This is a genomic window from Rhodocytophaga aerolata (genome assembly GCF_030503435.1).
In the GTDB taxonomy this organism is placed as follows: domain Bacteria; phylum Bacteroidota; class Bacteroidia; order Cytophagales; family 172606-1; genus Rhodocytophaga; species Rhodocytophaga aerolata.
In genome coordinates this window covers 139611-152756 of sequence record NZ_JAUKPO010000006.1, presented here as the reverse complement: position 1 = coordinate 152756, position 13146 = coordinate 139611, and the positions used below count along the sequence as shown (strand labels likewise).

General features: G+C 43.5%; 13 protein-coding genes. 2 read left to right on the top strand and 11 right to left on the bottom strand.

From position 1 onward, the window contains the following. Nucleotides 1–62 precede the first annotated feature (62 nt). From Q0590_RS12830 to Q0590_RS12815, 4 genes are all read right to left on the bottom strand, one after another. Nucleotides 63–503, bottom strand: coding sequence for a hypothetical protein (locus Q0590_RS12830; protein WP_302037947.1), 441 nt, complete (start codon nucleotides 501–503; stop codon nucleotides 63–65). A 226-nt stretch (nucleotides 504–729) separates the two neighbouring features. Further along, on the bottom strand, nucleotides 730–1449 hold the full coding sequence (locus tag Q0590_RS12825) for an SDR family NAD(P)-dependent oxidoreductase (protein WP_302037946.1): 720 nt from the start codon (nucleotides 1447–1449) through the stop codon (nucleotides 730–732). 98 nt (nucleotides 1450–1547) lie between these two features. Next, a complete protein-coding gene (gene folE, locus Q0590_RS12820; RefSeq protein WP_302037945.1) occupies nucleotides 1548–2258 on the bottom strand; it encodes a GTP cyclohydrolase I FolE in 711 nt (236 codons plus the stop codon). Next, nucleotides 2218–2628: a 6-pyruvoyl trahydropterin synthase family protein gene (locus tag Q0590_RS12815; RefSeq protein WP_302037944.1), complete on the bottom strand. Its 411-nt coding sequence runs from the start codon at nucleotides 2626–2628 to the stop codon at nucleotides 2218–2220. The genes folE and Q0590_RS12815 overlap by 41 nt, the downstream gene beginning before the upstream one ends. A gap of 321 nt (nucleotides 2629–2949) precedes the next feature. Here Q0590_RS12815 and Q0590_RS12810 point away from each other — a divergent pair, with 321 nt between their 5' ends. After that, complete coding sequence (locus Q0590_RS12810) at nucleotides 2950–3966, top strand: adenylyltransferase/cytidyltransferase family protein (protein WP_302037943.1); 1017 nt, start codon at nucleotides 2950–2952, stop codon at nucleotides 3964–3966. Here Q0590_RS12810 and Q0590_RS12805 read toward each other — a convergent pair whose 3' ends face one another. After that, a complete protein-coding gene (locus Q0590_RS12805) occupies nucleotides 3967–4584 on the bottom strand; it encodes an NUDIX hydrolase (protein WP_302037942.1) in 618 nt (205 codons plus the stop codon). It lies immediately after the preceding gene. A gap of 185 nt (nucleotides 4585–4769) precedes the next feature. Here Q0590_RS12805 and Q0590_RS12800 point away from each other — a divergent pair, with 185 nt between their 5' ends. After that, nucleotides 4770–5969 (top strand): hypothetical protein, encoded by a 1200-nt coding sequence (locus tag Q0590_RS12800; RefSeq protein WP_302037941.1) that lies wholly within the window; start codon nucleotides 4770–4772, stop codon nucleotides 5967–5969. A 76-nt stretch (nucleotides 5970–6045) separates the two neighbouring features. On the opposite strand, the gene Q0590_RS12795 is transcribed toward Q0590_RS12800, so the two are convergent. The 6 genes from Q0590_RS12795 to kefF all read right to left on the bottom strand — a co-directional run bounded on the left by Q0590_RS12795 (nucleotide 6046) and on the right by kefF (nucleotide 12878). Beyond that, complete coding sequence (locus Q0590_RS12795) at nucleotides 6046–6840, bottom strand: 3-keto-disaccharide hydrolase (protein ID WP_302037940.1); 795 nt, start codon at nucleotides 6838–6840, stop codon at nucleotides 6046–6048. Nucleotides 6841–6893: 53 nt separating this feature from the next. After that, nucleotides 6894–8231 carry a Gfo/Idh/MocA family protein gene (locus Q0590_RS12790; RefSeq protein WP_302037939.1) on the bottom strand — a complete coding sequence of 446 codons (1338 nt, stop codon included), beginning with the start codon at nucleotides 8229–8231 and terminating at the stop codon, nucleotides 6894–6896. A gap of 104 nt (nucleotides 8232–8335) precedes the next feature. Further along, nucleotides 8336–8656: a hypothetical protein gene (locus Q0590_RS12785; RefSeq protein ID WP_302037938.1), complete on the bottom strand. Its 321-nt coding sequence runs from the start codon at nucleotides 8654–8656 to the stop codon at nucleotides 8336–8338. A gap of 28 nt (nucleotides 8657–8684) precedes the next feature. Next, the gene (locus Q0590_RS12780) at nucleotides 8685–10013 is read right to left on the bottom strand and encodes a Gfo/Idh/MocA family protein (protein ID WP_302037937.1); all 1329 of its coding nucleotides are present in this window, start codon (nucleotides 10011–10013) and stop codon (nucleotides 8685–8687) included. Between the two features lie 309 nt (nucleotides 10014–10322). Further along, complete coding sequence (locus tag Q0590_RS12775) at nucleotides 10323–12278, bottom strand: monovalent cation:proton antiporter-2 (CPA2) family protein (RefSeq protein WP_302037936.1); 1956 nt, start codon at nucleotides 12276–12278, stop codon at nucleotides 10323–10325. Between the two features lie 3 nt (nucleotides 12279–12281). Further along, nucleotides 12282–12878, bottom strand: a complete 597-nt coding sequence (gene kefF, locus Q0590_RS12770; protein ID WP_302037935.1) for a glutathione-regulated potassium-efflux system oxidoreductase KefF — start codon at nucleotides 12876–12878, stop codon at nucleotides 12282–12284. Nucleotides 12879–13146: the final 268 nt, after the last annotated feature.

The window sequence follows — 13146 nt, the reverse complement described above, 5'->3', positions numbered from 1 at the left end:
CCCAACATCCACAAAACTGAGGCTTACTGAGTAACTTCTTTTTTGTTAATACACCTGTAGATTTACCGGCTTAACGCCTCTTCAAGCGTTCTGCAGTACACAATGTCATAGTTATCAAACGTAAACCAGGGATTTTCTTGTAGTAACTTTTTTTTGCCCCGGTTCATCTGCTGCTCGAAATATTTATCGTCTGGCAAAAGTCTGCGGTACGTGGAAAGGCCTTTTTTGTACATCCGTTCCATCCATACCAGATAAAACCATTCCATAGAAGGCATGTGAAATGCTACCAGCTTTCGTTCATCGTAGATGCATTTGGTTAGGTTGTTACTGGCGATAAGTTCACCTGCTTTTTCAAACAAATCCATAAATTCTGCCATTGGAATATAAGCAGCAGTAGCCGTGCATAAAAGCACCTGTAACTCAGCATGGCAGGAAAGAGTTGCATGTTTACTTGCATAACGTTCCTCCAGCTGGTGAGTAAGAATAACAGAAGAGCTTGCCATAATAAATTAAGGTTAGAGGTTAAATTTACAGGCGATACAAAAAGTAAGCAGTCTTAAAAAATGACGGTTTCCAGACAACCGCAGATCTACCATAAAAGCTAAACAAATTACTAAAATTTATTTAGCTGCGCAATAGCTATTGTCAGATTTTAATAATCTGATCGCTTCATTGAAAAATTAAGCTATATTTTTTGTATTTTACTAATCAGTAGGCTAGTTACAGAACCTATACGACTCGCAAGGTAGACATGCCACCATCTACGCCAATTATCTGACCCGACATCCAGGCTGCTTGGCCGGATAATAAAAACGTGGTAATAGCTGCTATTTCTTCCGGTGTACCTACCCTGTTTAACGGATGCCGTTTATTGGCTGCTTCCCGTTTTTCAGGAGAAGACAAAAGATTTCCGGCAAGCGGCGTATCGGTAAGTGAAGGAGCTATGACATTGAACCGTATATGGGAGGAGGCATATTCAGCAGCCAGCGAAAGTGCCAGGCCCTCTACGGCACTTTTTGCTGTAGCCACGGATGCATGAAAGTTCATGCCTACGCTGGCGGCTACAGTGCTGTACAGCACCACACTGGCTCCCTGAGCTTTTTTTAAGGATTTTATTGCCTGCTGCAACACACGTATGGCACCCAATACATTTACCTGCCAGTCATGCATAAAGTCTTGCTCGGTTAGCCGGGCAAAGGGTTTCAGATTTATAGTACCCGGGCAATAAACCAATCCATGCAGCACATCGGGCAGGTCAGACAATGCTTGTATATCGCCAGTTACATCAACCGGAATATGGGGTATTTGTAACGTTTGCAATTCCGCTGACTGGTGGCGGGAGGCCGTAATAAGTGTAGCACCTTCTTTAGCTAATTGTTTTACTACAGCCAGGCCAATACCGGAACTGCCACCTACCACTAAAATAGTTTTGTCTGTAAACGTCGTCATGAATAAATAGTCATATGCTGTCTATCTAACAAAAACAAACCCACAAGGTTTTGAAATTCGCCTTGTGGGTGCATGTATTTATATAGGACTCGTAGGTATTACTTTAATTGAACATACGCCAAAAACTCATTTTTCGTCTGCTCTTCGGAAAATTTGCCGCCATAGTAGGCAGTAACCGTGGAACTATTTACATCGCTTACCCCACGTGAAGAAACACACATATGCTTGGCATCTATCAGCACGGCAACATCTTCGGTTTGCAGCATCTCTTTTAGCTCCGTAGCAATTTGCATGGTCATGCGTTCCTGCACCTGCGGACGTTTGGCAAAATACTGCACGACCCGGTTCAGTTTAGATAAGCCTATTACTTTGCCACTGGAAATATAGGCTATGTGTGCTTTGCCAAATATGGGCACAAAATGGTGTTCGCAGTTGGAGAAAAAGGTAATATCTTTCTCTACCAGCATTTCATTGTACTTGTATTTATTTTCGAAAAGAGCCACTTTAGGTTTATTAGCCGGATTAAGCCCACTGAAAATCTCCTGAATATACATTTTGGCAACCCGGCGGGGTGTACCCTTTAAGCTGTCATCTGTCAGGTCAAGTCCCAGGATGTGCATAATTTCACGGAAATGCTTTTCTATCAGTTCCATCTTCAGCTCATCGTCCATCTCAAAAGCATCTTCTCTTAAAGGTGTGTCGGATGAAGTACTTATATGTTCATCGCCAACTTCGTCTATTGTCAGGTGGCTCAGATCAGTAATTTCTTTAATCAGCGGGGTATTCAACGAAGTTTCTTTCTGTCTCATAAAGTGTAATTTTTAACGCGTACTTTGTGTCTATTTTGCTCCTCAGAATATTCCAAATAACGATTGATATGTTTTCTGCTGTCGGGTTGAGTTCTTTAAATTCATGGGTGTCTAAGTTTAAATTTTTATGATCGAATTTGAGTAATACATGTTCTTTAATCAAATCACTTAACACTTTCATATCAATTACATAGCCAGTTACCGGGTCGGGCTCGCCTGTTACCCGCACAATAAGCTCATAGTTGTGCCCATGGTAGTTGGGATTGTTGCACTTGCCAAATACCCGTTGATTCTTCTCATCAGACCAGTTAGGATTATGTAAGCGGTGGGCGGCATTAAAATGTTCTTTCCGGAATACAGCTACGTTCATGCAATAGGTTTGTTCTACAAAAATTTAAAATAGTATAGACTGTCTTTACTTTGTCAATTAAAATTACCGATAGGTAGCTTACCTACCCAATTTGCTATACTGCATTCATAACAGATGCCGCAGGAAATTTGTTTAATGTTTTTAAATTAAAGTTAAACAATTAGCAAATACCTCCCCATCAGCAGTACTTTTTGCGTATGAATGGTTTTTGTTCAACACTGGCTTTTTCATTTTTGTTCGCAAGCAGGCATTCTAAAAAAATTTAAGTAACTGCTGCCATCCGCTTTTTGTAATGCCTGTGCTTTTCTGTATACTCGCTTTATGAACGCTGTTGACTATACAAGCTATTATTCCTTGTTTGCCCAGTTTGGCATGAACCTTACGGCTATGCAGGAAATACTCAACCGCTGGCGTGAACCACACCGGTATTACCACAATGAGTTGCATCTGCAGTATTTGCTGAATGAAATAGAGAGCCTGGCCAGGCAAGGGCAAATTTCTACTACCCTGAAAGAAAATTTGCTGATGGTAGCTTTCTTTCATGATGCCATATACGATGCAACTGCTGCCGATAATGAAGAAAAATCCGCCGCCTTATTCCAGCAGGCTACTCAGGAGACAGATCACTCGGCAGGTATTATACAAGCTATTCTGGATACCAAAACCCATCAGCCTACCAGTGAACTCTCCAGGATTTTCTGTGAACTGGATATGGCCATTGTCACCAAATCTGATTTTAAGGAGATGCTAGCCTGGGAAAAGGGGATTGCTAAAGAATACCAGTTTGTCGATTATAGCTTATATAAAATGGGCAGAATTGCCTTACTGGAGCATTTTGCAAAACAATATCCGGAAAACAAAGAGAATTTGCAGAATTTAATCCATTACCTTACTTTTCACAGACCGCAAATCGGGATTTACGCCGGCTCCTTTAACCCGTTTCATAACGGCCACCTAAATATACTGGAGAAAGCCGAACGTATTTTTGATAAGGTGATTGTGGCGCAAGGGATTAATCCGGAAAAGGAAACGGCTGCTTCTTCCCTGAAAAAACTGGCTGTGCTGAAATACCGCCAGATTGAGCAGTTTGGCGGCTTACTCACAGAGTATATTTCTTCCAAAGAAGAACATGCACAGATGGTATTGGTAAGAGGCTTGCGGAATGGCGATGATCTCAGTTATGAAGTGAACCAGCAACGCTTTATGGAAGATATGAAACCAGGAATTAAAGTGGTTTTTATCCGCTGCGATATGCAGTTTGAACACATTAGCTCGTCGGCCATCCGAAACCTGGAAAAGATAGAAAAAGGCCTGGGAAGTAAATACTTGCCTACCTAATCAATCAAATAGTACTTCTTTCTCTGGCTTGTCCAAAAACTCGAACATGGTCTGAATTTGCGAATGGGTATTGCGCTCCACCGACAGTTGTGGAAGTTCATCCCGGCCGAAAAAGCGGACATCCAGGGTTTCCATTCCTTTGGCTATCTCGCCCCTGACAATTTCGCAGCGGATAAATAGTTTGTAGGTATAATATGGGGAGGCTGGGTGCGGATGATGCTTTTTATCCCATACCGCCAGCAAGCGCACAGGTTTTACTTCGATACCGGCCTCTTCGCGTACTTCTTTCACTACTACTTCTTTAGCCGAATAGCCAATATCTGCCCAGCCTCCAGGCAACGACCAGCATCCATCTATTTTCTCCCGCACCATTAGTATTTGATTGTCTTTAAACACTACTCCCCGGATATCTACTTTGGGAGTCTGGTAGCCGGTTTCACCCGCAAATAATTTTTCTATTAACGCCACTGGTTCCCCAGATAGGTCTGCCATCATTGCCACACTCATATCCCGCAGTTCCTGGTACCGTTCCACATCGTAGTCATTCTGGGCATAGGTTAAGCCAGCCTGGGCTATTGCCTGAATCCGCTGGGCATATGCGAGCCATTTGTTTGTCATATATTATCTAGTATCGGTGATCGCTAACTTTTTCTGATGAATTGCTATACGTAAAAACACGGTAAAACTAGGAAAAGTATCAGCTACCTCCAGCACCAACACCTCTAAAAAAAATTACTTTTTATTTGCAACATTGTTGCATTATTTACTACTTGCATCATTGTTGCAAATATAAAAATTACCTTATGAAACCCAAAAAATTACTTTCCATTTCACTGCTACTAGTGCTTATCGTATTTTCGGCATGTCAGCAAGACGATTCTCCGGGTGCAAAAGCCAAGAATGAAAACCAATTTGTCCGTTTGCTTGTCGCAGATTTTGATAACAACAGCTTATCTTTTATTAGTCCGCATAAAAACGAAACCCAGACCTTTAGCAGCCAGTTTGCAGCTAACACCCTCTACCCGACTGCCAGCGGGCGCTTTGCCGTTGTTTTGAACACAGCCAATAACCATGTGCAGTTTTTTGACTCAGGAATAGAAGGCCATGGAGAACATGCACATATGAAGGGCACCCCTAAGTGGGCTAAAACCACTGCTGATGCCCCACGGCCTACCCATATGTATGCGTCGGGCAATACCATTACTATATTCAATGATGGCGATGGTTCGTTAAGCCTTACCTCCGAAGAAGAGCTACATACAGCTGAAAAAACTGCGCATATTGTCGTAGATAAGCCTCACCATGGGGCAGCGGTCCGTTTTACCAATGGCACTTTTGCCGTTACAGAGAAAGATAATTCGGTAGCCGGTTCGTTACCCGAACGTGTAAAGATTGTAGATAGCAATGGCAGTGTAGTGTATGCCTCTCCACTAGCTACTGGCGGTATACATGGCGAAGGCAGCAATGGTACGTTAGCCTTGTTTGGTTCAGTAAATGGCCTGCTCGAAGTAAACGATAATGGTAGCCAACGATTAATTCCCTATCCGGCTAGCTTTGGCGACAAATGGATTGGTACCATTTATTATGGAAAAGCGGCTAACCAATTTATCGGCTATATCAGCAAATATGGTGTATACCTGATTTCTCCCGGGAATAACCTCATTTCTCCGGTAATAGAGTCAGAGAATATAGTGGCTGCCCGTTTCGACCATGAAGGCAAAGACATACTGGTATTGCAGAATGATGGCACCTGTATGGTATTCGATGGAACATCAGGCGCAAAAAAAGCTGAAAGAAAGCTGCCTTTGGTATTTCCGGCAGATAATAAAATTCCGGCCCTTACCGCTAGTAAACAATATGTATATGTAACAAATCCGGAGGGGGCAGAGGTAGTTATGCTGAACAAAGACAACCTTTCAGATTTTAGAAGATTTGCCATACCCGGCCGCCCAGGTAGAATTAGCCTTGTGGGTGCAGATGTAAGCGAAGAAAGTGACGATTAGAAGAATACATGCATTTTTTTACAACAAAAAGCGTAGCCAAAGGTGACTACGCTTTTTATATTATGGCAATACCTTATTACAATTCCCGTAACCAGATGTTGCGGAAACTAATGGGTTTGCTGGGGTCGCCATGATCCTGTAATTTAATAGGACCTTTGCCGTGCTTGGTGTATTTGGGTAAGCCGATATAGGGTGTATCTCCTTTAATTTCAAAGTGGTTCTGAATCAGCACACCATTATGCATAACCGTGATATAAGCCGGAGAAAACAACGAACCATCTTCCTTAAAACGAGGAGCTGTGTAGATAACATCGTATACCTGCCACTCACCTGGCTTACGCATGGCATTTACCAGAGGCCGGGTTTGTTTGTAGATACTGCCTGCCTGCCCGTTAGAATAGGTGCGGTTATTATATGAATCCAGTACTTGTAGCTCATAAATCCCTTGCATAAATATGCCACTGTTGCCTCTGGCCTGACTTTCGCCCTGTATATCTGCCGGAATGCGCCATTCGATGTGCAGCTGATAATCTTCAAAAGTCTGTTTAGTTTCAATGTCGCCGGTTCCTTTGTTTACGGTAAAAACGCCATCACTCACCCGCCATTTGGCTTCTCCGTCTTTCCCTTTCCATTTAGACAAGTCTTTTCCGTCAAATAACACAATAGCATCGGAAGGAGGAGGCACTACTAGATTGCTAGGTACAGCACCAGGTGTTACTACTTTCGGTTCGGGCTCCCAGAACTCGGTCATCTGGGGTTTCATAGGCATAGGTTCCGGTACTTTTCCTGGCTGCTCCTGTGCATACCCATAAAAAAATACGCCTGATAATAGGGCAGAAAGAATGATTTTCTTTACAAATGAGTTTTGCATGTTTACTTAAAAAATTTAATGATAAAGGTTTAGAAAGTGTAAAAAAATAAAAATTACGTGATATTCGGAAGTTTCCAGCCATTCTGGTAATTCGCTTTTACCAGTTGATTGGCTTCATTGTCATTTTTGAAGGCCATATTCTGGGCATCCCAGTATACTTTACGCCCCGATTTAAAAGCAATATTGCCCAGATGTGCATTGATGGCTGTATTGGCAGCTGTCCATACATCGCAGTTGGGTTTCTGGCGGCTCTTAATGCATTCTATAAAATTTTTGGTATGATTATCTAATCCGCCATCATTGCCACCTCTGGCTTGTACCGGAATAGCAGGGGTTTTATACTCGCCATTTTCCACCTCCGGAATAATTTCCCATTTGCTGCGGTCTACTACCAGGGTTCCCAGATTCCCGATAAAAGCCACCCCATGATCCCGGTTATATGGCCCACCATTGATGCCTACGGCATGTTCCCAGATCATCGAAAAATCGTCAAACTCATAAATGGCCTGCTGGGTATCAGGTGTTTCCATGGCACCATCCGGATACGCATATTTACCGCCCATCGATACCACAGATTTGGGGCCACCGGCTTTCATGCCATACAGTACCATATCTATCAGGTGTACCCCCCAGTCGGTCATGAGGCCACCGGCATAATCCCAGTACCAGCGGAAGTTAAAATGAAACCGGTTCGGATTGAATGGCCGTTTGGTAGCCGGGCCTAACCACATATCGTAATCTACTCCAGCTGGAACCGGGCTATCCGGCACTTTTTTTATCTCTTTCATCCATCCCATATAGGCCCAGGATTTTACCAGCCTTATTTTGCCAAGTTTGCCTGACTGCACATAATCAATGGCTTTTTGCCAATGGGGGCCGCTGCGCTGCCACTGGCCTACTTGCACCACCCGGTTGTATTTCTTGGCAGCCGCCATCATTACCTGGCATTCCTCAATAGAATTCGCTAAGGGCTTTTCTACATATACATCTTTTCCGGCTTCACAGGCATTTACCATGGTAAGGCAGTGCCAATGGTCTGGCGTTCCAATAATAACCGCGTCTACGTCTTTGTTTTCGAGCAATTTGCGGTAGTCTTTGTACAACTTCGCTTTTTTGCCGGTTTTTTGTTCTAATTCCGCAGCCCGTTCGTTCAGTACATTGCTGTCTACATCGCATAAGCCAATTACCTCTACATCGGGTAGCTTCAAGTGGGAAGTAAGGTTGCTCCAGCCCATGCCTTTGCAGCCGATAAGGGCAACGGATACTTTATCGTTAGCTGCTACTTTTTTAGGAGCAGCAGCGGCCTCAGCTAAGGGGATAGAAGCCAAGCTTGCTCCGGCCATCAATTTGGAAGAGTTGGCTAAAAAATCTCTTCTGGAATAGATTGTCATAATGGTAGGGTTATGTTAAAAGGCAAATTTGGGAATATGAGAATTATTTCTTGACAGTCAGCATTGGTGTTTAACTATACTCCTTGCAAATAAAAACTCAATAATTATCGTATTTTTTTCATGACCATTGAATCTACACCGCAAACTTCTACAGTTATATGATCCGCATATTTTTTAATATCTGTGACTACAATTCCACCCATTGGTTTTAATTCTTCTCCATCCTGCGTAACTACTTTTAACTGAAGTTTACTTATTTTATCGAAATTGGGCTTCTCCAAATGTTTCCTGAAAATTTGCTGATAATTCTTAAAATATTCTTCAGTTGGGTAAATCGTTCCACCCACTATCCCCATGCTTTCATCAATTAGATTTAAACTAAAAACACCTAACTTAACTTGTCTCGAAAATAAACTTGCTTTCATAATCAGCGTTCATCGATTAACCTTTTCTCTACACCTTTGGCAGATTCCATCCATTGTGGTAGGTAGCTTTGGCCATTTCCATGGCTTTTGAGTCATCGACTATGCTGTTTTTGCTACTATCCCAGAATATCTTTCTACCTAAGCGGTACGCCATATTGCCTAACTGCGCATTAATAGCCGCATGTGCGCCAAACTCTATATCTCCATTGGGTTTCTGGCGGCTTTTGATACACTCCACAAAGTTCTTCGTATGCTGATCCAGGTTATTCATCGTGTTATTCCGGACAGGAACCATTTCTGTTAGGTAAGCGCCATTTTCTACCTCCGGGAACACTTCCCATTTTCCTCTGTCAACTACTACTGTACCTAAATTTCCGATGAAAGCTACGCCATGTTCGCGGTCGTAAGGGCCGCGGGCAATGCCTTTGGCTTGCTCCCACAAAAGGGTAAACCCATCAAATTCATATACCGCCTGCAAAGTATCGGGTGTTTCATCGGCATGGTCGGGAAAACCTAGTTTGCCGCCCATAGCTTGTACCGATTTAGGCGTAGTTACCTTCATTCCTTTCAATCCCATATCAATCATATGCACGCCCCAGTCGGTCATCAGGCCGCCGGCATAATCCCAAAAGTATCGAAAACTGCCATGAAAGCGGTTTCTATTGAATGGCCGCTCGGGTGCCGGGCCAAGCCACATTTTGTAATCTACCCCCGCTGGCACCGGTTCGTCTGGTAGTACGGGAGAGGTTTTGCCGTAGCCCATATACGCCCAGGTTTTTACAGTACGTATTTTGCCGATTTTACCAGAGGTAGCATGTTGCATAGCTTCATTAAAATGGGGAGCACTCCGTTGCCACTGGCCTACCTGTACTACCCGGTTATATTTGCGGGCGGCTGCTACCATCAAGAGACATTCCTCAATGGAGTTGGCTAGGGGTTTTTCTACATACACATCCTTCCCGGCTTCGCAGGCATAGATTGTCTGGAGGCAATGCCAGTGATCTGGCGTACCAATGATTACGGCTTGTATCTCTTTATTTTCGAGCAACTTCCGGAAATCTTTGTATAGTTTGGCCTTTTTGCCTATTTTCTTTTCCAGCTCAGCTGCTCTTTCATTCAACACGGTATCGTCTACATCACATAGAGCCACACATTCTACTTCCGGCATTTTTAGCATAGAATTCAGGTTAGCCCACCCCATATTACGGCAACCTATTAAAGCTACCTTAATTTTTTCATTGGCAGCAACAGCATAAGAAGCAGCCAATGTGCTGGTGGCAGGCAATGAAGCTAGACTGGCTCCTGCCAGTAGTTGCGAAGACTGACTTAGAAAGCGGCGGCGGGAATGTGTGGGCATATAGCAGAAGAAGCTGAGCAATAAAAATACCTAAAAACGCAGTTAAAGGTAAATAAAATAATAATAAAAGCTGGAAAAATCCTAAGAATTGTTGGCAGCCATACCAGTAATCCCGTATAAAATTTCAGAGGAAAACACCTTTACTCATATATTGAGAGTTGTGCCATGTAGGAAGAGTATGTCCGGATAAAACACAGCTATATACTATCCGGATATCAGTTTGCATGAAATACAGGCTTATTAGAAAGAGATATGTGAAACTGCCCAGATCAAAGATTAGCTAACCGCCATTATTTAAATCTTTATCTTTTACTTGGCCTTCTCATGATTACTATTACTATCTACTTCTGCCTTTTCATCATCGCCATCTAAGACAATAGCGGGAGGGAAAGCCGAACTTCTTACTTCTTCCCGCAGGCTTTCGGCATCCCAGCCAGTCTCATATTCTAGCATTTTTCCGTTTAAGTCAGATAAAATGGTTTGCTCCAGTTCTTCAATGCGTTCGCGGGCTACGTTTATGTATTGCTTGCGGTCATCCCGTACTGCGGCGAGGCCTTTCAATGCCTGTTCGTCGTGCCGGAGAAACAACTGAGCTGCCCGTTGTACAGAGTATGCGCGGAAACCAAGTAATTTTAATGCATCCGTGCCCATCCGGAGAGAAGTGTCCAGAGTTTCCCGGTAAATATGGGGCACCCCAGCGTCCATCAGATCGTAGGCGTCGGTGCGGTCGTTAGCCCGTACCAGAATATGCAGATGTGGGAAGTGTTTTTTTACCGTTTCTACCAGTTCCAGGCACTTTTCCGGAGAATCCAAAGCAATAATAATCATCTTGGCCTCTGCCGCTCCGGCAGCATGTAGTAATTCATGCCTCGAAGCATCGCCATAATATACTTTCAGTCCTACTTTTCGCAGCAAGTCTACTCTATCTGAGTCATTATCCAACACGGTAGTTCCTACTCCAAATGCTTTTAAGAATCTCCCAGTAATATTGCCAAACCGGTCGAATCCGGCGATGATTACCGGATTTTTTTCATCGATGGTATCTGGCTGTTTTTCATCCTCTGCCCGCCAGGAGCAAACCCTGGGCATAATATACTTTTCATTTACCAGCATCACCAGAGGGGTAAGGCCCATGGTAATTGCTACTACTGCCATTAATAAACTGATCGTCCGTTCATCCAGAATACCCTGCTGACCAGTAAATGAAAAAAGCACAAAAGCAAATTCCCCTACCTGGGACAGAGCCACGCCAAACAATAGATTCTGCGCCGTAGCCAGTTTAAATGCTTTCCCCAGGCCAAATAAAACTAATCCTTTTACTACCATTACAACTACCACCAGTTGAATAATTAGGGTGGGTTCTGAGACGATAAGCCCAAAATCAATGGATGCGCCTACCGCAATAAAAAACAAGCCTAACAGTAAGCCTTTGAACGGTTCAATATCACTTTCCAGTTCATGCTTATACTCGCTGTTGGCCAGAACAACTCCTGCCAGAAATGTTCCCAGCGCCGGACTTAAGCCTACCTGAATCATCAGCACTGTTATACTTACTACCAATAATAAAGCTGTAGCGGTAAACATTTCGCGTAGCTGGGTGGCAGCAATCATTCTTAATAAAGGGCTAATTAAATATCTGCCGGCTACTATTACCAGGGCTACTGAACCTAGAACGGCTAGAGTATGAGCCCAGGCTGGCAGGTTGGCTACCCACGTAGCATCATGTTCGGCGGTTGAAGCGGCAGTAGCTGGGGCAAGCAGGGGCATCAAGGCTAGAATAGGAATAACAGCAATATCCTGAAACAGCAATACGGAAAAAGCACTTTGCCCGGCAGCACTCTTCATTTGCCCTTTTTCTGTCATGGATTGCAGCACAATAGCTGTGGAAGACATTGCCAGTATTAGCCCTATAGCCAGTGCTTGTTTCCAGGGTAAGCCTACCGCTACGCCAATGCCTGTGCAAATGAAAGCAGTTAAGGTTACTTGTAAGCCGCCCATGCCTACAATAGGTGCCCGCAAACGCCACAGCAGTTCTGGTTCCAGCTCCAGCCCTACCAGAAACAGCATCATTACTACGCCAAATTCTGCAAAGTGCATAATATCGCTTCCCTCCTCTCCCACCAGATTGAGTACAAACGGTCCAATCAGAATACCTGCTAATAAATAGCCCAATACGGAGCCTAAGCCTAATTTTTTAGCAATTGGCACAAACAATACAGCAACCGCCAGATAAACTAATGCCTGATAAAAGAACGTACCTTCCATATTCTATTTTTGATAAACCAAGATTTCATTCAGATAATGTGTGGCAGCAATATGTTCGCTGGTAATTTTTCCTTCTATCAGCCACTGCAATAACTCATGGTAATTGGCTACTTCTTCTGCTACTTGCTCAGGACTTAACCGGTGTGTACCATGAATAACAAACGGCGGCCAGTAATGCATATGACAGAGGTGTGCAGTCTGGGCAAAAGGCAGCAGAAAGTCGCGTACACTAAATCGGTTATATCCGTTGTTTCCATAGGCATCGCGTACCCCACCGGCCGTAATGGCATTGAGCATGACTTTGCCTCGTAAAGCATTGCCCGTTCTTCCGTAGGCCCAGCCATGTTCCAGTACCAGATCAATCCATTGTTTTACTAAAGCAGGTGCACTGTACCAATAAAAGGGATGCTGCAAAATAATAATGTCGTGCGATAGCAGCAGTTCCTGTTCATACGCCACATCAATGTAAAAGTCGGGATACCGCTGGTACAGGTCATGAAAGGTTATGTTGGGCATATCGTCTAGACCATTAATCAGTCTGGCATGTACTCTGGATTTTTCCAGAGCCGGATGAGCAAATAGAATTAAAACATTCTGCATAATATTAGCAGGTAACAGGTTTAGGGGTTATTAGTACTAATAAATACCAGGTATGGAATAGCGAACAATAGAACAAGGAATATTGAAAAACGAAACCATCCTGCTAGATGCACAACTCTTTGTTCAGGACTCGGTATTCATCTCAACTACATCCTGTATTATTCTTGCCAAATCTAAGTTACTGATATTTCCTGAGTAAATTACCAAGGGTATAGCAGGCAGGTGGCACAAGGTGCAGAACAGCCGAATATGACATGTTGATCCATAC